Below are 20863 nucleotides of genomic sequence, written 5' to 3' on the forward strand. Positions count from 1 at the left end.
GGTTGATAGGCCGGATCTGGAAGCACCGTGAGGTGTGGAGGTGACCGGTACTAATAGGCCGAGGGCTTGTCCTCAGTTGCTCGCGTCCACTGTGTTGGTTCTGAAACCACGAACAACCGTCGTAGCCGTTTGTGTGGCTGCGGTTGATTGTTTCATAGTGTTTCGGTGGTCATAGCGTGAGGGAAACGCCCGGTTACATTCCGAACCCGGAAGCTAAGCCTCACAGCGCCGATGGTACTGCAGGGGGGACCCTGTGGGAGAGTAGGACGCCGCCGAACAAATTTTAAGAAAACCCCCGTGCCATTCGGCACGGGGGTTTTCTGCGTTTACGCACCGGACCAGAGGCTTACGCCCCTGTCCCCTGCTCTCTCTTTCAAAGCCTCCCCGCTGTCTTCAGCGCCAGATAGGCGTCTGCCAGCGCCGGCGCCAGATCGTCCGGTGCGGCGTCGACGACGGTGACTCCGTGGCGGCGGAGTTGCTCGGCGGTGCGGTGGCGTTCGGTCTGCGCCGTCGCCGCGGCGGCGGCCTCGTAGACCGCGTCCACGCTTCCCCGGGACGCGGCCATCTGTGTCACCAGCGGATCCGCCACCGAGGCCACCAGGACCGTGTGGCGCTGGGTGAGTTGAGGAAGCACGGGCAGCAGGCCCTCCTCGACGGGCGCCGCGTCCAGGCTGGTCAGCAGGACGATCAGCGACCGGCGCGGTGCCGTACGCAGGGCTGTGGCCGTAAGGCCCCGGGCGTCCGTCTCGACGAGTTCGGGTTCCAGTGCCGCCATGGCGTCGACCAGGGACGGCAGGACATCGCCTGCGGAGCGGCCCTGGACGAGGGCGCGAACCCGGCGATCGTAGGCGAGGAGGTCCACGCGGTCGCCGGCGCGGGAGGCGAGGGCCGCGAGGAGCAGGGCGGCGTCCATGGAGGCGTCCAGGCGCGGGGCGTCGCCCACACGGCCCGCGGAGGTACGGCCGGTGTCCAGGACGAGCAGGATGTGCCGGTCGCGTTCGGGGCGCCAGGTACGGACGGCGACCGAGGACTGGCGGGCGGTGGCACGCCAGTCGATGGAGCGGGTGTCGTCACCGGGGACGTACTCGCGCAGGCTGTCGAACTCCGTTCCCTCTCCTCGGATGAGCACACTGGTGCGGCCGTCGAGTTCCCGCAGTCGGGCGAGTTTCGAGGGCAGGTGCTTGCGGCTGGTGAACGGCGGCAGCACGCGTACCGTCCAGGGGACCTTGTGGGTGCCCTGGCGGGCGACCAGCCCGAGAGGGCCGTAGGAACGGACCGTCACGCGGTCGGCCTGGCGGTCGCCGCGACGGGTGGGGCGCAGGCGCGTGGTGACACGGCGCCGTTCGCCGGGCGGCACTCTCAGGCGATGCCGGGAGGCCGTCATTTCGGTGCCCGGCTGCCAACTGCTGGGGGGCCAGGCGTCACGGAGCCGGGCGCGCAGCAGGCGGCGTGAGGGGTTGGTGACCGTGAGGGTGATGTCGGCGCTCTCGCCCAGGCGCACGGAGGTGTCCCCGGAACGGGTCAGGCCGAGGCGTCGCACCGGCGCCGCCAGGGCGTAGTCGCAGGCGCAGGCCACGGCCAGGGGCGCGTTCACGGCGAGGATGCCCGACCAGCCCGGGTCCCAGATGCCGACGGGGAGGGAGCCGAGGGCCGCGAGGAGCGCGGCGCGTCCGGTGAGGGCCATCAGCGGGGGACCGGCACGTGAGCGAGGATCGCGTTGATCACCGAATCGGCGGTCACGCCTTCCATCTCGGCCTCCGGGCGCAGCTGGACCCGGTGGCGCAGGGTGGACAGGGCCAGTGCCTTGACGTCGTCGGGGATGACGTAGTCGCGACCGGTCAGCCAGGCCCACGCACGGGACGTCGACAGCAGCGCCGTCGCTCCGCGCGGGGAGACGCCGAGGGCCAGGGACGGTGATTCCCGGGTCGCCCGGCAGATGTCGACGACGTAGGCCGTGATCTCGGGGGAGACGGTCGTCCTGGCGATCGCGGCGCGGGCCGCGTCCAGGTCGGCGCGGCCGGCCACGGGGCGTACACCAGCGGCGCGCAGGTCGCGCGGGTTGAAGCCGTCGGCGTGGCGGGTGAGGACGTCGATCTCGTCCTGACGGGAGGGCAGCGGGATGGTCAGCTTGAGGAGGAAGCGGTCCAGCTGGGCCTCGGGGAGGGGGTACGTGCCCTCGTACTCGACCGGGTTCTGGGTCGCGACGACCAGGAAGGGATCGGGGAGCGGGCGCGGGGTGCCGTCGACGGTGACCTGGCGCTCCTCCATGGCCTCCAGCAGCGACGACTGGGTCTTGGGAGGGGTGCGGTTGATCTCGTCGGCGAGGAGGAGGTTGGTGAAGACCGGGCCGGGCTGGAAGGAGAACTCGGCGGTGCGGGCGTCGTAGACCAGCGAGCCGGTCACGTCGCTCGGCATCAGGTCGGGGGTGAACTGGACGCGCTTGGTGCCGATGTCGAGCGCGGCGGCGAGCGTGCGGACGAGCAGGGTCTTCGCCACTCCGGGGACTCCTTCGAGGAGGACGTGTCCACGGCAGAGGAGGGCGACGACGAGACCGGTCACGGCGGGATCCTGGCCGACCACGGCCTTGGCGATCTCGGCGCGCAGGGCCTCCAGGGAGGACCGGGCGTGGCCCGTGTCCCCGGTGTGCCCGGCGTTGTCAGTGGTCGGGTCCATCATGGACGGCGTACCTCTCTTTCGAGGGCGTCGAGTCGGTCGGCGAGGGTGACGAGGGCCGCGTCGTCGCCGGGCGGCGGGCCGAAGAGCAGGTCGTGCAGGGACTGTCCCTCGCCGTGGAGGCGGGCGGACAGGGCGGGGAGCAGGGCCTCGGGCGTGTGCGCCTGGGTGACGGGGATGCCGACGAGGGGAGCCAGGCGGGTGCGTGTGGTGGAGCGAAGAGCGGTGGCGGCGCGGTCGCGGGCGTTCGCCTTGCGGTAGAGGCGGGCGCGGCCTTCGACGGTTTCGGAGGCGCGGATCGCCACGGGGAGTTTTTCGGGCACGAGGGGACCGAGCCGGCGTGCCCGCCACAGGGCGGCCAGGGCCGCGGCGACGAAGAGTTGCAGGGTGCCCCAGAGCCAGCCCGAGGGGAGCAGATCGAAGAAGTCGCGGTCGCCGGTGTCGGGGGCCGACGCGTCGGAGAGCGAGGGGAGGTACCAGACCAGATGGGGGCGGGAGCCGAGGAGTTGCAGGGCGAGCGAGGCGTTGCCCTGCTTGGCGAGGCGGTTGTTGTAGAGGATGTCGGGGGTGCCGAGGACGACGGTGTCGCCGCCCTTGGTGGTCTGCGGGGTGCGCAGCAGGGTGGGCAGGCCGTCGCTGGGGTAGCAGGCGTCCGCGTTCTTGACGGTGGTGGAGTAGCGGATGCCGCCGCCGGTGTCCGCGGTGCCGGCGCGGCGGGCGGCGGGCAGGGCGCAGCCGGGGGAGAGAGTGGTGTCGAAACTGGGTGTGTTCGCCGCGGTGACGCCCGGCGCCAGGCCGCTGACGGAGGGAAAATCGGGGGCGATGAGAACGGTGCGTCCGCCGGTGGCGTCGGTCGCGTGGCGCAGCCGGGACTGCTGTCCGTCCGTCAGCAGGTCGGGGACGGCGACCAGCAGGGTGGTGTCGGATCCGGCGGCGGCGCGTGCCTGGCCGAGGGTGGTGACCACACGTGTGGACACCCCGTGGTCGGCGAGGAGCGCGGCGACGGCGCGGCTGCCGTAGGGGTCGGCGGAGCGCGGGTCCAGGCGGCCGTGCTGGGCGCCCGACTGGACCGCGGCGATCGCGACGGCGGCGGCCAGGAGGAGGACGAGGGCGAGCAGGATCCCGCGCGTGCGGGTCCACACCTGGCGGCCGGTGCGCGAGACCGAGGTGGAGGGGAGCGTGGCCTCGGTGGTCATCCGGCGGCTCCCTGGCGGCCGGTGGGGGCCGTGTCGTGGCCGGTGCCGGCGAGTTGGGGCCTGGTGCGTTCGAGGTCGCGGTCGAGTTCGGCGATGCGGTGGTACGCCGCTTCGGTCGCCTGGCGGCCGCCGTATGTGACGTCGTCGAAGTCCCGGGCGGCGGCGCGCAGCCGGTCGGTGTGCGCGGGGAGGGCGCGGCCGGCCTCGGCGGCGGCCTCGTCGGCGGTGCGGCCGGGGCGGACGTCGAGCAGGGCTCGTTCCTCCAGGGAGCGGACGATGGCGCGCATGCGTTCCTGGACGGCCTGGTTCCAGTGGCCCTGGACGGCGTGTGCCTCGGCGGCGGCGCGGTGTTCGGCGGCGCTGCGGGGGCGGTCGTCGAACAGGGCGGCGGAGGAAGTGGGTTCGCGGCGCGGTGTGCCGAGGCGCCACCACAGGGCACCGAGCACGGCGAGGACGGCCACGATGACGACGATCAGTCCGACGCTCCCGCCCGGGGTGGCGACCGAGGCGGAGTCGAACAGTTTGCCGACCCAGTTCCAGAAGGCGTTCAGGGCGCGTTGGAGCAGGCCCGGGTCGTGCTCGTGGTACATCGGCTTGGACAGTTCGCGCCGGGCCGCCTCGCGTGCCGGGTCGCGTGGGACGGTCACCGGTGGCTCGGCCGCGGAGCGCGACTGTGCCAGGGCCGTGCCGCGCGTGTGCAGCGCGATCCGCAGTGCTTTGTCCACGGCGTGTGGGAACGCCGGCAGTGCTGTGAGAACTCCCCCCGCCAGGCTCACGGCATCAGCTCCCGGAGGCTGGTGCGTCGGATCCGTATCCCTGGACGCCCGCGGCACGGGCCAGGTCGAGGTCGAGGGCCTCGCGGCGGATGCGCTGGTCGATGTAGAGCAGCACGGTGACACCGGCCGTGATCGGGAAGGTGACCGTGGAGCCGAGCACGGCCCCGATCCCGGTGATGATCAGGTAGGCCCAGCCGACGTTCGGGGTGCCGCTGAGGAAGGCGGACATGCCGCCCCCGTCGAAGACCAGGGCGAGGGCGAAGAAGGGGACGGCGATGACCGCGGAGACGAGGCCCGCGATGAGTCCCGCCAGCAGCTGGATGCCGAAGACGCGCCACCAGGAGCCGCGGATCAGTTTGGCGGAGCGGCTCATCGACTTGGCGATGCCCTGCTTCTCCAGCATCAGGGCGGGCGAGGCGAGCGAGAAGCGGACCGCCAGCCACAGGGCGGGTACGCAGGCGGCCAGGCCGCCCAAGAGGGCCAGTGCTATGCCCCCCAGGGGCGAGGACGTGGTGGCGACGAGGATGCCGGGCAGCACGCCGACGGCGATGACGCCGAGGCAGATGATGAGCAGCAGGGTGACGAGCCCGAACAGTTTGAGCACCTGGGGGCGGGCGTCCCGCCAGGCCTCCGCGGTGGTGACCGGCTTGCCGAGGACCGCGCGGCTGGTGACCGTCGTGAGCAGTGCGGTGGCCATGACGGTGGCGACCAGGGAGACGATGAGGACGGCGCCGGAGCCGAGCAGGGCGTTGCCCATGGCGCGGCCGACCTCGCCGGGGGTGGCGTTCGGGTCGCTGAGGACCTGGTTGCTCGTGCTGTCGAGGACCAGGCGTTGCACCAGGATGGCGATGATCTGGGAGAAGACCGCGACGACCAGGGTGATGCCCAGGACGGTGCGCCAGTGGGCGCGCATGGTGGACACCGTGCCGTCGAGGATCTCGCCCACGCCCAGCGGGCGCAGCGGGATCACGCCGGGCTTGGCCGCGGGGGGCGGGCCGCCCCAGCCGGCGCCGCCCCAGGCGCCGTAGCCGGCGGGACCGCCGTAACCGGGAGCGCCGTAACCACCCGGGCCGCCGTAACCACCAGGGTTTTGACCGCCAGGGCCGTAGCCGGCCGGGGGCTGTCCGCCCCAGGCGGGGCCGGCGGGTGGCGGTGGTGCCTGGCCGGGGGCCGGGGCTCCCGTGGGCGCGGACCACTGGCCCGGCCCCGGCGGCGGCTGCTCCTTGGACCACTTCACGCCGGGGCCCTGCGGCTGCTCGCCCGAGTGGTCCGCGGGTGGTGCGGCGTCGGGGCGGCCGGCGGCGTCGGCAGGTCCGGACGCGCCGGTCTCCTGTCCGTCGGACGGGGCGGATCCGGGCGAGGCCCAGCCCGGAGTGTCAGTCATCGTCGCTCCTTCACGGTGCCCGTCCGCCGTCGCGGCGGCAGGTTGGCTGCCATCGTGCCATGGGGTGGTCTTCGGGCGACCGGCGGTGCTGATGGCTGCGTACCTTCAATTGTCCGCCGGACAGGGGGCACACTGACGGCATGGCTGATCAGTACGCGCAGACCCGCGAGGACGACCGGGCGGCCGGTACCTCGGCGATCCGCTGGGAAGAGCCGCCCGAGGGCCCGGTGCTGGTCCTCCTCGACCAGACCAGGCTTCCCGCCGAGGAGGTCGAGTTGGTGTGCACGGACGCGCCCGCTCTGGTGGAGGCGATCCGGTCGCTGGCCGTGCGCGGGGCGCCGGTGCTCGGCATCGCCGGGGCGTACGGCGTCGCGCTCGCCGCCGCGCGCGGCTTCGACGTGGACGAGGCCGCGACCGCGCTGGCGGCTGCCCGGCCCACGGCGGTGAACCTCTCCGTCGGTGTGCGCCGGGCGCGGTCCGCCCATCAGGCGGCGCTCGCCAGGACCGGCGACCCCGGACAGGCCGCCTCGGCGGCGCTGGCCGCGGCGCGGCAGCTGCACCAGGAGGACGCCCGGGCCAGCGCGCGGATGGCCGAGCACGGGCTGGCGCTGCTGGACGAGCTGCTGCCCGGCGGCGGGCACCGCGTCCTCACCCACTGCAACACCGGGTCGCTGATCTCGGGTGGGGAGGGCACGGCGTTCGCGGTGGCGCTCGCGGCGCATCGAGCCGGACGGCTGCGGCGGCTGTGGGTGGACGAGACCCGGCCATTGCTCCAGGGCGCCCGTCTGACGGCGTACGAGGCGGCTCGCAACGACATGTCGTACACCCTGCTCACCGACAACGCGGCGGGCTCCCTGTTCGCGGCCGGTGAGGTGGACGCCGTGCTGATCGGCGCGGACCGTATCGCCGCCGACGGCTCGGTGGCGAACAAGGTGGGCAGCTATCCGCTCGCGGTGCTCGCGCGTTACCACCACGTGCCGTTCATCGTGGTGGCGCCGGTGACGACAGTGGACCCGGCGACCCCGGACGGCGCGGCGATCGAGGTCGAGCAGCGGCCGGGCTACGAGGTGACCGAGTTCATCGCGCCCCAGGTCCCGGTCACGGGAGCCGGCAGCGGTCTCCCGGTCGCGCCACTGGGCACGCAGGCGTACAACCCGGCGTTCGACGTGACCCCGCCGGAGCTGGTGACGGCGATCGTCACCGAGGAGGGAGCCGTCTCGCCGGTGACCGCCAAGGGACTGGCCGAATTGTGCGCCAGGTCGAGGGGGACCACGACAGACTGAGCACCGGCACCCCGTTCTCGGGCCGCAGGCAGACAGTGACGGCTCAGTACGACTATCGTCACAGGCCAGTGAGCTGTCTCACCTGGATCTTCGCCACCGTTACGAGAATGGGATGATGTCGGTTATGAAGGGACGAGTCCTTGTCGTCGACGACGACACCGCACTGGCCGAGATGCTCGGGATCGTGCTGCGTGGTGAAGGTTTCGAGCCGTCTTTCGTGGCCGACGGCGACAAGGCGCTGGCCGCCTTTCGTGAGGCGAAACCCGATCTGGTCCTGCTCGACCTGATGCTGCCCGGCCGCGACGGCATCGAGGTGTGCCGCCTGATCAGGGCGGAGTCCGGGGTGCCGATCGTGATGCTGACAGCCAAGAGTGACACCGTGGATGTCGTCGTGGGCCTGGAGTCCGGCGCCGACGACTACATCGTGAAGCCGTTCAAGCCGAAGGAGCTGGTGGCCCGTATCCGGGCGCGGCTGCGCAGGTCGGAGGAGCCCGCACCGGAGCAGCTCGCCATCGGCGACCTCGTCATCGATGTCGCGGGTCACTCCGTGAAGCGGGACGGGCAGTCGATCGCGCTGACGCCGCTGGAGTTCGACCTGCTGGTCGCGCTGGCCCGCAAGCCGTGGCAGGTGTTCACCCGCGAGGTGCTCCTGGAGCAGGTCTGGGGCTACCGGCACGCGGCCGACACCCGCCTGGTGAACGTGCACGTGCAGCGGCTGCGCTCCAAGGTCGAGAAGGACCCGGAGAAGCCGGAGATCGTGGTGACCGTCCGCGGTGTCGGTTACAAGGCCGGACCGAGCTGACGTGTCGGGGGACAGCGCCGCTTCGGCGCCCGGGGGTTCCGGGGCCGGCGCGGGGCGGCCTGTCGGCCGGACGACCGCCGGCTCCCGCTGGGGACGCCTCCTGGAGGGCGGGCTGCTGCACGGCGGTGTCCAGGGCAGCCCGGTCCTGCGTCTGTTTCTGCGCTGGGTGCGCCGGCCGCTGCTGCCCGTGATGCGGCTGTGGCGGCGCAACATCCAGCTCAGGGTCGTCGCGACCACCCTGCTGATGTCGCTGGGCGTCGTACTGCTGCTGGGTTTCGTCGTCATCGGCCAAGTGCGCAACGGACTGCTCGACGCCAAGGTGAAGGCCTCGCAGAGCCAGGCCACCGGTGGTTTCGCGGTGGCCAAGCAACGGGCCGACGAGGCGGCGACCGGTCCCGGCGACGACGTCTCCGCCGCTGACGGCCACTCCTCGCAGAACGTCATCCAGTGGATGAGCGACCTGGTGTCGTCGCTGTCCAGCGGCGGACAGGGCGCCTTCGACGTGGTCACGCTGCCCGCCGGCGACGACAGCGGTGGCGGGCGCGGTCCGCGCGCCTCCGGCGGCGTGGATCCCACGGCGAGCGTTCCGGAGGAGCTGCGCGCCCGCGTCAACAACGGCGTGGTGGCCGCCCAGAGTTACGCCCGCATCGTCTACCAGGGCGGCGACAAGGGCTCCCAGCCCGCGCTGGTCATCGGCAAGCAGGTCAACGACCCCAACGGCGATCCGTACCAGCTGTACTACCTCTTCCCGCTCACCCAGGAGGAGAAGTCGCTGAGCCTGGTCAAGGGCACGCTGGCGACGGCCGGTCTGTTCGTCGTCGTACTTCTCGGAGCCGTCGCCTGGCTGGTGGTGCGGCAGGTCGTCACGCCGGTGCGGATGGCGGCCGGGATCGCCGAGCGGCTGTCGGCCGGGCGGCTCCAGGAGCGGATGAAGGTCACCGGTGAGGACGACATCGCGCGACTCGGCGAGGCCTTCAACAAGATGGCGCAGAACCTTCAGCTGAAGATCCAGCAGTTGGAGGAGCTGTCGCGGATGCAGCGCCGGTTCGTCTCCGACGTCTCGCACGAGCTGCGCACGCCGTTGACGACCGTGCGGATGGCCGCCGACGTCATCCATGAGGCGCGCGAGGACTTCGACCCGGTCACCGCCCGCTCGGCGGAACTGCTCGCCGACCAGCTCGACCGGTTCGAGTCGCTGCTCGCGGACCTGCTGGAGATCAGCCGTTTCGACGCGGGCGCGGCGGCGCTGGAGGCCGAGCCGATCGACCTCAGGGAGGTCGTTCACCGGGTCGTCAGCGGCGCCGCGCCGCTCGCGGAACGCAAAAGGACGCGGATACGGGTCGTCGGCGACCAGCAGCCGGTCGTCGCGGAGGCCGACGCCCGGCGTGTGGAGCGCATCCTGCGCAATCTGGTCGTCAACGCTGTTGAGCACGGCGACGGCAGGGACGTCGTCGTCAAACTCGCGGCGGCGGGCGGCGCGGTCGCGGTCGCGGTGCGCGACTACGGCGTCGGGCTCAAGCCGGGTGAGGCGACTCGTGTGTTCAGCCGCTTCTGGCGGGCGGATCCGGCGCGCGCCCGCACCACGGGCGGTACCGGTCTGGGGCTGTCGATCGCCCTGGAGGACGCCCGGCTGCACGGCGGCTGGCTTCAGGCGTGGGGCGAGCCGGGCGGCGGCTCGCAGTTCCGCCTGACGCTGCCGAGGACCGCGGACGAGCCGCTGCGGGGCTCGCCCGTCCCGCTGGAGCCGAAGGACTCGCGCCGCAACCGCGGGCTCGACGACGCCGGTCTGCCGGGCGGGAAGCGTGCCACCGTGCCGGTCCAGGCGACGGGTGAGCGGATGGTGTCCTCACGGGACCCGATCGCGTCCCGGTCGGCGGCGGTGGCCCCGACGGCCGATCCGACGGCGCTGCCCGGCAACGGCGCGCGTGTGGTGCCCCGGCCGGCCGCGGGCGGGCGACGGCAGGAGGCGGCGGCCGCCGTGGACGCCGCAGCGAAGGGGCCTTCGGACTCCGCTGCCGCCGAGGAAGCCGGGCCGCGGGACGACGTGACACAGCAAGGGGAGGCATTTCGTGGGCGCTGACCGCGTGGGGGGCGTGCGGCGGCCGGTGCGCGCGGTGGCGTACGCCGCTTGCGGGGCCGTACTGCTGGCGGGGTGCGCCTCGATGCCGGACAGCGGGGATCTGCGGGACGTGGAGTCCACCCCGCGCCAGGACAGCCAGCTGCGGGTGTTCGCCATGCCGCCCCGGGAGGATGCCCCGCCCGCGGAGATCGTGCAGGGCTTTCTGGAGGCCCTGACCAGTGACGATCCGCAGTATGCGACGGCGCGTCAGTATCTGACGGGGACGGCGTCGGGGCGCTGGCGGCCGGAGCAGTCCACGACCGTGCTCGCGGGCGGCCCGGACATCCAGGTCGACCGCACCACGGGGCACGACACCAGCCACGACAACAGCGACGACTACGCGTTCACGCTGACCGGCGAGAAGGTGGCCCGGGTTGACGTGCAGCAGTCGTACACGCCGATGCGCGGCGGGTACAGTCAGCCGGTTCATCTGACGCGGGACAAGAAGAGCGGGCAGTGGCGCATCGACGTGCTGCCGCAGGGCGTCGTCATGGGGCAGTCGGACTTCCAGCGCAACTACATGTCCGTCAACAAGTACTACTTCGCCTCCAACACCTGGGCGGATTCGGCCACATCGGCGACCGCCGTCTCCGATCCCGTCTTCGTGCGCCGGCGCGTGGACGCGATGACGCAGGTGGTGCGCTCCGTGCTGAGCGGGCCCACGCGCTGGCTCGAGCCGGCGGTCAGTTCGAGCTTCCCTGCCGGGACGGAGCTGCGCCGCGGGGTCACCTCGCTGGCGCCCGACGACCAGAACCGGCTGACGGTGCCGCTGAACGAGAAGGCCTCCGGGGTCGGGCGCGAGAAGTGCCGGGAGATGGCGACCCAATTGCTGTTCACGCTGCAGAACCTGACACCCACCGTGGACACCGTCACGCTCCAGCGCGCCGACGGCGGCACACTGTGCTCGCTCGAGGAGGAACAGGCCGAGGCCGTCGCCACGCGCGGGTCGGTGAAGCGGCCCGACTACCTGTACTACGTCGACGACAAGCAGCGGCTGGTGCGGATCGCCGGCGGCGGCACCGCCATGGGCGCCGAACCCGTGCCGGGGGCGCTGGGTGAGGGTGTCCAGAAGCTCCAGGCGGCGGCGGTGTCGTGGGACGAGCGCACGGCAGCCGGGGTCGGCGACGACGGCAAGTCGCTGTTCGTGGGCTCCCTCGTGGAGGGCGGAGCCCACGACGCGCCGGTCCTGCGGAGCCAGGGCAAGGCCGAGGGTGACCGGCTGACGGTACCGAGCTGGGACGCGCGCGGTGACCTGTGGGTGGCCGACCGCGATCCCGCCCGACCGCGGCTGGTGGTGTTGGAGCAGGGCGAGGGCCAGCCGCTCGACGTGCGCGTCCCCGGGCTGAAGGGCCGTGTCGACGCGGTGCGGGTGGCCGCCGACGGGGTACGGATCGCCCTGGTCGTGCGGGCGGAGAACGACAGCAAATCCCTGCTCGTCGGGCGGATCGAACGCGACGACAAGGCCGGGGACCGGCCGGTGGTGTCGGTGCGCGAACTGCGTTCGGCGGCTCCGGAGCTGGAGGACGTCACCGCCATGTCGTGGGCCGGCGACAGCCGCCTCGTGGTGGCCGGGCGGGAGAAGGGGGGCGTGCAGACGATGCGGTACGTCCAGGTCGACGGCTCCACGCCGGAGGGCCCGCCGCCGGCGGCGCTCACGGGGGTGCAGACGCTCGCCGCGGCCGAGGACGACCGGTCGCCGCTGGTGGCGTACTCCTCGGAGGACGGGATCGTCCGGCTGCCGTCCGGGACGCAGTGGCAGAAGGTGGTCAAGGACGGGTTGGCGCCGGTCTACCCGGGGTGAGCGGCCTTCCGTCCCGACCGGGCTGAGCGTTTTCCTCCCTCCCGACCGGGCTGAGAGCCTTCTATCCTCCCTCCCTACCTCCCTCCCTCCCGAGCGGGCCGGGGCATCCCTTGGTCGCCCGTGTGGGGGAAGCCCCGGTGACGGTGGGGGGGAGTTGTCCACAGGGGGTTGTCCACAGGGCTGGCCGGGACGGTGCGCCGTAGGCACAGTGGAAGACATGCACGGGTGGTGGCAGGACCTCACCGACCTGGTGCTGCCGACCGAGTGCGGCGGCTGCGGCAGGCCTCGCACGGTGCTCTGTCCTCGGTGCCGTGCCGCCCTGAGCCGGGGCGCACCACGCCGGGTGCGACCGGTGCCGGAGCCGTCCGGACTGCCTGCGGTGTACGCGGCGGCGCCGTACGCGGACGCGGTGCGGGCGGCCCTGCTCGCCCACAAGGAGCGGGGCGCACTGGGTCTCGCGCGCCCGCTGGGTACGGCGCTGGCGGGTGCGGTGCGGGCCGGGCTGCGGGCGGCGGCGACGGGAGCGGGGAGAACGGGAGCGGGAGCCGGGGCGGCCGGTGGCGTGGCAGGTGGTGCCGTGCTGCTCGTCCCCGTGCCGTCCGCGCGGCAGGCGGTGCGGGCCCGGGGGCACGATCCCGCGCGGCGGATCGCGCTCGCGGCGGCCGGTGGGCTGCGGCGGTCCGGGACGCCGGCCCGGGCCCTGGCGGTGCTGCGCCAGCGGCGCGTCGTGGCGGACCAGTCGGGGCTGACCTCCCGGCAGCGGCTCGAGAACCTCGCGGGCGCGCTGGAGGTGGCCGCGGGCGGTGCGCGACTGCTGCTGAGCGGTCCGGTGGTGCTGGTCGACGACGTCATGACGACCGGAGCCTCGTTGGCGGAGGCGGCGCGGGCGGTCACGGCGGCCGTGTACACGGCGCGGGGCCGGGAAGGGATGAGGAAACAGAAGTCGAGATCAAGGCAGAAGGAGCAGGAGGAGGGGAACTCGGTGTATGGAACACCCGAAATGACGTGGGTGTACGGCGCCGGCGAGGTGGTCTGCGCGGCGTCCGTCGCGGCCTCTCCGGATTCCTTCGGAATAGACCGGAACTGACTGAGTACTTGCATCGTTGCAGGTAATGAGTGGGTCAATTCACCTGAACGGAGGTACGCCGCAGTAGAGGGTGACGTCATCCGTCCGGGCGAGATATGTTCGGGTTGTGAGGGAAAGGCGCAGGCCATCCCCGTCATATCCGAACGCCGTGTTGCGGGTTTTCGCTATCACCCGTACCGGCCGGGTGGAGATCTCGCCCGCGGGGGAGGAGGAGGTGGACGTCACCGAGTCCGAGGTTCCGGAGCTCACCGGAACCGGGTGCACAAGGGAGATGCTCCGCCGTCGGAGCGGAGCGATCCGGGAACGGAGTTCTGCGTGGACATCGTCGTCAAGGGCCGCAAGACCGAGGTGCCCGAGCGGTTCCGCAAGCACGTGGCCGAGAAGCTGAACCTGGAGAAGATCCAGAAGCTCGATGGCAAGGTGATCAGCCTCGACGTCGAGGTGTCCAAGGAGCCCAACCCCCGACAAGCCGACCGCTGCGACCGGGTGGAGATCACGCTCCGCTCCCGCGGTCCGGTGATCCGGGCGGAGGCAGCGGCCAGCGATCCGTACGCCGCGCTCGACCTGGCGGCGGAGAAGCTCGGTGCCCGGCTGCGCAAGCAGCACGACAAGCGTTTCTCGCGGCGTGGCGCACGACGGATCTCGGCCGCCGAGGTCCCCGACCACGTTCCCGGTGCGGCGACCCTGAACGGCAGCGGTCAGACCGTCACGGAAGCGGAAGCGGGCCAGGTGCCCACCAAGAAGGTCGGCTCGCTGGAGGTGCAGGGGGACGGACCCCTCGTCGTCCGCGAGAAGACCCACGTCGCCTCCCCGATGACCCTCGACCAGGCCCTCTACGAGATGGAGCTGGTCGGGCACGACTTCTATCTCTTCGTCGACTCCGAGACCAAGGAACCCAGCGTCGTCTACCGGCGGCATGCCTATGACTACGGGGTGATCCACCTCCGGACGGACACGATGGTCACTCAGGCGCCCGAGGCGGGCGGCACACTGGGCGGTTGAGCCGCCCCGGCGACAACAACAGCTGCGACGGTGCCCCTGGAGCGCGGTGTGCGCCCCCAGGGGCACCGGTGTGCGCCCCCTTCACACGCCGCTTGGTCACCGCAGTGTCGGCCGGGCATGGAATCATGGCGGCAACGGCCCAACCGATGGGCCGTTGCCTTGGGTTGGCCACCGCACCACAGACCGGGCCACAGCCTCAGGGGGAGGAACAACGATGGCGGACAGCTTCGGACCGATGAGGGACGAGGACGCCGACGGCGGCGTCGTCGGCGTGGCACCGGAGGCGGGCACCGCGCGCAAGGAGCCGATCAGAGTCCTTGTCGTGGACGACCACGCCCTCTTCCGTCGCGGCCTGGAGATCGTGCTCGCCGCCGAGGAGGACATCCAGGTGGTCGGCGAGGCGGGTGACGGGGCCGAAGCCGTCGACAAGGCCGCCGACCTGCTGCCCGACATCGTGCTGATGGACGTACGCATGCCCAAGCGCGGCGGGATCGAGGCGTGCACGTCCATCAAGGAGGTCGCGCCCAGCGCCAAGATCATCATGCTGACGATCAGCGACGAGGAGGCCGACCTCTACGAGGCGATCAAGGCCGGCGCCACCGGCTACCTCCTCAAGGAGATCTCCACGGACGAGGTGTCCACCGCCATTCGCGCCGTGGCCGACGGGCAGTCGCAGATCAGCCCCTCCATGGCGTCGAAGCTGCTCACCGAATTCAAGTCGATGATCCAGCGGACCGATGAACGCCGCCTCGTCCCCGCCCCCCGGCTGACCGACCGTGAGCTGGAGGTCCTCAAGCTCGTCGCCACGGGGATGAACAACAGGGACATCGCCAAGGAACTGTTCATCTCCGAGAACACGGTGAAGAACCACGTCCGCAACATCCTGGAGAAGCTCCAGCTGCACTCCAGGATGGAGGCGGTGGTCTACGCGATGCGGGAGAAGATCCTCGAGATTCGGTAGGGCCCGGTAAGGCCCGGCGGGGCTGCCCGGAAGGTCAGCCGACGGCGCGGGAGAGTTCCCGCACGAGGGGCTGGCGCAGCTCGGGCGGTTCCACCCGTTCCACGCGTACGTCCGTGCAGTCCACCCAGCTCGCCGCCTCGACGAGCGCCTGGGCGACGGCGGGTACGGACTGTACGCCGTCCAGGGTGACCTGCTTGGCCACGAGGGTGCGGCCCTCCCGGGCGGGGTCCACGCGGCCGACGAGGCGGCCGCCGGCGAGCACGGGCATCGCGAAGTAGCCGTGGACCCGCTTGGGCTTGGGGACGTAGGCCTCCAGGCGGTGGGTGAAGCCGAAGATCCGCTCGGTGCGCGCCCGCTCCCAGACCAGCGAGTCGAAGGGCGACAGCAGAGTGGTGCGGTGGCGGCCGCGCGGGGGTGTGGCCAGCGCCTCCGGGTCCGCCCAGGCCGGCTTGCCCCAGCCCTCGACCGTGACCGGGACTAGCCCGGAGTCCCCGATCACCGCGTCGACCTGCTCGCCCTTGAGGCGGTGGTAGTCCGCGATGTCCGCGCGGGTGCCCACGCCCAGGGACTGGCCGGCCAGGCGGACCAGCCGGCGCAGGCACTCGGTGTCGTCCAGCTCGTCGTGCAGCAGCTCCTCGGGGACGGCGCGCTCGGCGAGGTCGTACACCCGCTTCCAACCCCGGCGCTCCACGCAGACCACCTCGCCGTACATCAGGGCGCGCTCGACGGCGACCTTGGCGCCCGACCAGTCCCACCACTCACTGGTCTTCTTGGCCCCGCCCAGCTCCGTCGCCGTCAGCGGGCCCTCGGCGTGCAGCTGCTTGACGACCTGGTCGTACGCCCCGTCGGGCAGTTCGTGGTTCCAGTGCGGGCGGTTGCGGTAGGCGCGGCGGCGGAAGGCGAAGTGGGGCCACTCCTCGATGGGCAGGATGCAGGCGGCGTGCGACCAGTACTCGAAGGCGTGCGGGCGCGCCGACGGCGTGCCGGTGGACGCGGCCGCCCAGTAGGCACGCTCGACGGTTGTGCGGCCGACCGCGCCGAGGCGGGCGTAGGGCACGAGCTCGTGGGAGCGGGCGAGAACCGAGATGGTGTCGAGCTGGACCGCGCCGAGGTGCCGGAGGACACCGCGCACACCGGACCGCCGGTCGGGTGCGCCGAGGAAACCCTGGGCACGCAGGGCGATACGGCGGGCTTCGTCCGCCGAGAGATCGGTGCTGGGACGCGGGAGCGAGGTCATGGCATCGCACGATAAGGGGCGGCACCGACAACGCGCGCCGAGCTGCGCTTTCGCCGACGACCTCAGGCGGGAGCGGGCAGGTAGGGCGCCGCCGAGGGCAGGCTCAGGTCCGACGGCAGCAGGGAGCCCACCCAGCAGTCCCGTCGTACCCCCTTGTTGTTGAGCCCCGAGCGCAGCGTGCCCTCCACCGTGAAGCCGACCCGTTCGGCGACCGCGCGGGAGGCGTGGTTCCCGACCTCGGCACGCCACTCCAGGCGGTCGACGGCGAGGTGGGTGAAGGCCCAGCGGGCGACGGTGAGTGAGGCCTCGGTCACATAGCCGTTGCCGCGGTGCTCCTTCGTGGCCCAGTAGCCGATCTCGGCCTCGCCCAGCGAACGCATCGTTATGCCGAGCGTGCCCACGAGGTCTCCTCCGGAGCCGGGGAGGAAAAGGCCGAAGGTGAACATCGAACCGTTGGCCCAGCCCAGGGGGACCATGTCCCCCGTGAAGCTCTGCGCGTGCTCGGGCAGGTAGGGCGAAGGAAGCTGGGAGAGCCAGCGCTGGATGTCGGGGTCCTGCACGGCCGCGTACACCGCGTCGGAGTCCTGGGGGCCGAGCGCGCGCAGGAGCAGACGGTCGGTGGTGAGCGTGACGGGTTCCATCGCCCGATTCTGCTCGGGTGCCGCGGGAGGCGCCATCCCTTTTCCCGGTGTGTGAGGGGTTGATCGCATTTCTCGGCATGTGAGGAAGTGATCACAATTCGCGCAAAACGTCGCCGGAACACGGCACCATCCACGACCCCCGGACGTTGTTCACGTTGAGGTCCCCGTGAAGCTGCGGACGGGTGGCCTTGCGGCAGGCCCTCCCGGCTTGGCTGTGTCCTCGCATACGATGGCCGTTGCTCAGTACGTCAATGGAAACCGACCGTCCCAGGCCCGACCGGCAAGGAGACCAACCCCCGTGTCCGTCCTCTCGAAGATCATGCGTGCAGGCGAAGGCAAGATCCTGCGCAAGCTGCACCGCATCGCGGGCCAGGTCAACTCCATCGAAGAGGACTTCGTCGCCCTCTCCGACGCCGATCTGCGTGCCCTCACCGATGAGTACAAGCAGCGGTACGCGGACGGCGAGAGCCTGGACGACCTGCTCCCCGAGGCGTTCGCCACGGTGCGCGAGGCGGCCAAGCGTGTCCTCGGCCAGCGGCACTACGACGTCCAGCTGATGGGCGGCGCCGCCCTGCACCTGGGGTATGTCGCCGAGATGAAGACCGGCGAGGGCAAGACCCTGGTCGGCACCCTGCCCGCCTACCTGAACGCGATCTCGGGCGACGGCGTGCACATCATCACGGTCAACGACTACCTGGCCGAGCGCGACTCGGAGATGATGGGCCGCGTCCACAGGTTCCTGGGTCTGTCCGTCGGCTGCATCCTCGCGAACATGACGCCGGCCCAGCGCCGCGAGCAGTACGGCTGCGACATCACCTACGGCACGAACAACGAGTTCGGCTTCGACTACCTCCGCGACAACATGGCGTGGTCCCAGGACGAGCTCGTCCAGCGCGGCCACAACTTCGCGATCGTCGACGAGGTCGACTCCATCCTCGTCGACGAGGCCCGTACGCCGCTGATCATCTCCGGCCCGGCCGACCAGGCCACCAAGTGGTACGGCGACTTCGCCAAGCTGGTCACCCGCCTGAAGAAGGGCGAGGCGGGCAACCCGCTCAAGGGCGTCGAGGAGACCGGCGACTACGACGTCGACGAGAAGAAGCGCACGGTCGCCATCCACGAGGCCGGTGTCTCCAAGGTCGAGGACTGGCTGGGCATCGACAACCTCTACGAGTCGGTGAACACCCCGCTCGTCGGCTACCTGAACAACGCCATCAAGGCCAAGGAGCTCTTCAAGCGCGACAAGGACTACGTCGTCATCGACGGCGAAGTCATGATCGTCGACGAGCACACCGGCCGTATCCTCGCCGGCCGCCGCTACAACGAGGGCATGCACCAGGCGATCGAGGCGAAGGAAGGGGTGGACATCAAGGACGAGAACCAGACGCTCGCCACGATCACCCTGCAGAACTTCTTCCGCCTCTACTCCAAGCTTTCCGGCATGACCGGTACGGCGATGACCGAGGCCGCCGAGTTCCACCAGATCTACAAGCTCGGCGTGGTCCCGATCCCGACCAACAGGCCGATGGTCCGCAAGGACCAGGCGGACCTGATCTACCGCACCGAGGTCGCCAAGTTCGAGGCGGTCGTCGACGACATCTCCGAGAAGCACGAGAAGGGCCAGCCGATCCTGGTCGGCACCACCTCGGTGGAGAAGTCGGAGTACCTCTCGCAGCAGCTCAGCAAGCGCGGCGTCCAGCACGAGGTGCTCAACGCCAAGCACCACGAGCGCGAGGCGTCGATCGTCGCCCAGGCCGGCCGCAAGGGTGCGGTGACCGTCGCGACGAACATGGCCGGCCGCGGTACGGACATCAAGCTCGGCGGCAACCCCGAGGACCTCGCCGAGGCGGAGCTGCGCCAGCGCGGCCTCGACCCCGAGGAGCACATCGAGGAGTGGGCGGCGGCCCTGCCGGAGGCGTTGCAGCGCGCCGAGGCGGCGGTCAAGGCCGAGAAGGACGAGGTCGAGCGGCTCGGCGGCCTGTACGTGCTCGGCACCGAGCGGCACGAGTCGCGTCGTATCGACAACCAGCTGCGCGGTCGTAGCGGCCGTCAGGGCGACCCGGGCGAGTCCCGCTTCTACCTCTCCCTGGGCGACGACCTGATGCGTCTGTTCAAGGCGCAGATGGTCGAGCGCGTGATGTCGATGGCGAACGTCCCGGACGACGTGCCGATCGAGAACAAGATGGTCACGCGCGCAATCGCGTCCGCCCAGTCGCAGGTCGAGCAGCAGAACTTCGAGACGCGCAAGAACGTTCTCAAGTACGACGAGGTGCTCAACCGGCAGCGCGAGGTCATCTACGGCGAGCGGCGCCGCGTCCTGGAGGGCGAGGACCTGCAGGAGCAGGTGCTCCACTTCATGAGCGACACCATCGACGCGTACGTCGGGGCGGAGACCGCCGAGGGCTTCCCGGAGGACTGGGATCTCGACCGGCTGTGGGGCGCCTTCAAGCAGCTCTACCCGGTGAAGATCACCATCGAGGAGCTGGAGGAGGCGGCCGGGGACCGCGCGGGTCTGACGGCGGAGTTCATCAGCGAGTCCATCGAGGACGACATCCGCGAGCAGTACGAGGCCCGCGAGGCGCAGCTCGGCTCGGAGATCATGCGTGAGCTGGAGCGCCGGGTGGTGCTGTCGGTGCTGGACCGCAAGTGGCGCGAGCACCTCTACGAGATGGACTACCTCCAGGAGGGCATCGGCCTGCGCGCGATGGCGCAGAAGGACCCGCTGGTCGAGTACCAGCGCGAGGGCTTCGACATGTTCACCGCGATGATGGAGGGCATCAAGGAGGAGTCCGTCGGCTACCTGTTCAACCTGGAGGTCCAGGTCGAGCAGCAGGTCGAGGAGGTGCCGGTCGAGGACACGAAGCCGGTGGCAGACCTGGAGAAGCACGACGCAGTTCCGGCGCAGGCCGGCGCGCGTCCGGAGATCCGGGCCAAGGGGTTGGACGCGCCGCAGCGGCGTGACCTGCACTTCTCGGCGCCGACTGTGGACGGCGAGGGCGGCATCGTCGAGGGTGAGTTCGCCACGGACGGCGAGCCCGTGCGTTCGGAGGCCGACGGCCTCACGCGTGCGGAGCGGCGCAAGCAGGCCAAGGCCGGGCGCCGCCGCAAGAAGTGACCGGCGCTCCCTGAGAGAGCCGGCAGCGTACCGGGAAGGGCCGGGCACCCGTGGGTGCCCGGCCCTTCGGCTTGGGCTGCGGTTCGCCGTCAGGGCAGGTCGTCCTTCGTGCGGGGCATACGGGGGCCGCCCAGTTCCACCGCCGTGCAGCGCCAGCGCCGGTCCCGGCCCTGCTCCAGGCGGAACGCCATCGCGCGCAGCTGGTCGCCCGCGCCGATGCGGGCGAAGGCCTCCACGGCGCCCGGGCGGGGCTCGTAGTAGCCGATGTCGCGCACGACGGGGCGGGCGCCGCGGGTGCGCAGCGCGCCGCGCTCCGCGAGCCAGACGAGCTCGTCGTAGGCCCGGCCCGCGGTGTGCCGGAGCATCCAGTGCACGGGCCGCTGCCCGCTGAGAACGGCGAGCAGCCGATCGGCGAACAGATCGGTGGCGACGGGCAGCGAGACCGCCCGCACGGCGTCCTGAGCACTGGGCCCGACCCCCGCCGCGCCTGCCGAGCCTGCCGAGCCTGCGGCGCGGGCTGCGCCCGCGTAGCCGCCCGGCTCGGACCTGTGGGCACCCACCCGACGGGTTCCGGCTGCGACCGCTTGGCCTGGGGCAGTCCCGGCGGCCGCGCCCGCCGCGCCCGCCGCGCGGGCTGCCGCGGTGGCTGTGGGCGCCGGGTTGGTGCCCGGGTGTGTCGTGTCCGTCCTGCGGGCTGCGGCCGCCGGGAACCCTGGGGCCGTTCTGGCGGCTGTCCTTGCCGTGCCGGCTGCCGCGTTGGCGGCCGGGTGTGCCGTGCCCGTCCTG

At 71.6% G+C, this 20863-nt stretch carries 16 protein-coding genes and 1 rRNA gene; 9 read left to right on the plus strand and 8 right to left on the minus strand.

Features of this window, described 5'->3' with window-relative positions:
- The first annotated feature begins 161 nt into the window (after positions 1–161).
- Positions 162–278: ribosomal RNA gene (gene rrf / locus ACIQMV_RS11385) — 5S ribosomal RNA — on the plus strand.
- Positions 279–373: 95 nt separating this feature from the next.
- Here the strand turns inward: rrf and ACIQMV_RS11390 are convergent.
- Genes ACIQMV_RS11390 through ACIQMV_RS11410 form a run of 5 tightly spaced genes read right to left on the minus strand, consistent with a single transcriptional unit; the run spans position 374 to position 6029 of the window.
- On the minus strand, positions 374–1684 hold the full coding sequence (locus tag ACIQMV_RS11390) for a DUF58 domain-containing protein (protein ID WP_401783056.1): 1311 nt from the start codon (positions 1682–1684) through the stop codon (positions 374–376).
- On the minus strand, positions 1684–2673 hold the full coding sequence (locus ACIQMV_RS11395; protein WP_402592474.1) for an AAA family ATPase: 990 nt from the start codon (positions 2671–2673) through the stop codon (positions 1684–1686). Before ACIQMV_RS11395 ends, ACIQMV_RS11390 begins: the two co-directional genes overlap by 1 nt.
- The gene (locus ACIQMV_RS11400; RefSeq protein ID WP_402592475.1) at positions 2673–3869 is read right to left on the minus strand and encodes a DUF4350 domain-containing protein; all 1197 of its coding nucleotides are present in this window, start codon (positions 3867–3869) and stop codon (positions 2673–2675) included. Before ACIQMV_RS11400 ends, ACIQMV_RS11395 begins: the two co-directional genes overlap by 1 nt.
- Positions 3866–4645 (minus strand): DUF4129 domain-containing protein, encoded by a 780-nt coding sequence (locus ACIQMV_RS11405; RefSeq protein WP_402592476.1) that lies wholly within the window; start codon positions 4643–4645, stop codon positions 3866–3868. Before ACIQMV_RS11405 ends, ACIQMV_RS11400 begins: the two co-directional genes overlap by 4 nt.
- 4 nt (positions 4646–4649) lie before the next feature.
- Entirely contained in the window at positions 4650–6029 is a 1380-nt protein-coding gene (locus ACIQMV_RS11410; RefSeq protein ID WP_402592477.1) for a glycerophosphoryl diester phosphodiesterase membrane domain-containing protein, read from the minus strand.
- A gap of 140 nt (positions 6030–6169) precedes the next feature.
- Between ACIQMV_RS11410 and mtnA the strand changes: the two genes are divergently transcribed.
- From mtnA to ACIQMV_RS11445, 7 genes are all read left to right on the plus strand, one after another.
- Complete coding sequence (mtnA, locus tag ACIQMV_RS11415; protein WP_402592478.1) at positions 6170–7312, plus strand: S-methyl-5-thioribose-1-phosphate isomerase; 1143 nt, start codon at positions 6170–6172, stop codon at positions 7310–7312.
- A gap of 112 nt (positions 7313–7424) precedes the next feature.
- Positions 7425–8114 carry a two-component system response regulator MtrA gene (mtrA, locus tag ACIQMV_RS11420; protein WP_216372785.1) on the plus strand — a complete coding sequence of 230 codons (690 nt, stop codon included), beginning with the start codon at positions 7425–7427 and terminating at the stop codon, positions 8112–8114.
- A gap of 1 nt (position 8115) precedes the next feature.
- Positions 8116–10194 carry an MtrAB system histidine kinase MtrB gene (gene mtrB / locus ACIQMV_RS11425; RefSeq protein ID WP_402592479.1) on the plus strand — a complete coding sequence of 693 codons (2079 nt, stop codon included), beginning with the start codon at positions 8116–8118 and terminating at the stop codon, positions 10192–10194.
- Complete coding sequence (locus ACIQMV_RS11430) at positions 10184–12034, plus strand: LpqB family beta-propeller domain-containing protein (protein ID WP_402592480.1); 1851 nt, start codon at positions 10184–10186, stop codon at positions 12032–12034. Before mtrB ends, ACIQMV_RS11430 begins: the two co-directional genes overlap by 11 nt.
- 217 nt (positions 12035–12251) lie before the next feature.
- On the plus strand, positions 12252–13121 hold the full coding sequence (locus ACIQMV_RS11435) for a ComF family protein (RefSeq protein WP_402592481.1): 870 nt from the start codon (positions 12252–12254) through the stop codon (positions 13119–13121).
- 315 nt (positions 13122–13436) lie between these two features.
- On the plus strand, positions 13437–14123 hold the full coding sequence (gene hpf, locus ACIQMV_RS11440; RefSeq protein ID WP_225078688.1) for a ribosome hibernation-promoting factor, HPF/YfiA family: 687 nt from the start codon (positions 13437–13439) through the stop codon (positions 14121–14123).
- A gap of 214 nt (positions 14124–14337) precedes the next feature.
- Positions 14338–15084: a response regulator transcription factor gene (locus ACIQMV_RS11445; RefSeq protein ID WP_141360480.1), complete on the plus strand. Its 747-nt coding sequence runs from the start codon at positions 14338–14340 to the stop codon at positions 15082–15084.
- Between the two features lie 34 nt (positions 15085–15118).
- Here the strand turns inward: ACIQMV_RS11445 and ACIQMV_RS11450 are convergent, their stop codons facing one another.
- Both ACIQMV_RS11450 and ACIQMV_RS11455 read right to left on the minus strand, forming a co-directional pair.
- A complete protein-coding gene (locus ACIQMV_RS11450) occupies positions 15119–16321 on the minus strand; it encodes a winged helix-turn-helix domain-containing protein (RefSeq protein ID WP_402592482.1) in 1203 nt (400 codons plus the stop codon).
- Positions 16322–16383: 62 nt separating this feature from the next.
- On the minus strand, positions 16384–16962 hold the full coding sequence (locus ACIQMV_RS11455) for a GNAT family N-acetyltransferase (protein WP_402592483.1): 579 nt from the start codon (positions 16960–16962) through the stop codon (positions 16384–16386).
- 298 nt (positions 16963–17260) lie between these two features.
- Between ACIQMV_RS11455 and secA the strand changes: the two genes are divergently transcribed.
- Positions 17261–20077 carry a preprotein translocase subunit SecA gene (gene secA / locus ACIQMV_RS11460; RefSeq protein WP_402592484.1) on the plus strand — a complete coding sequence of 939 codons (2817 nt, stop codon included), beginning with the start codon at positions 17261–17263 and terminating at the stop codon, positions 20075–20077.
- 89 nt (positions 20078–20166) lie between these two features.
- Here secA and ACIQMV_RS11465 read toward each other — a convergent pair whose 3' ends face one another.
- Complete coding sequence (locus ACIQMV_RS11465; protein ID WP_402592485.1) at positions 20167–20637, minus strand: Rv3235 family protein; 471 nt, start codon at positions 20635–20637, stop codon at positions 20167–20169.
- Positions 20638–20863: the final 226 nt, after the last annotated feature.

This window comes from Streptomyces sp. NPDC091412, assembly GCF_044756885.1.
Lineage (GTDB): Bacteria > Actinomycetota > Actinomycetes > Streptomycetales > Streptomycetaceae > Streptomyces.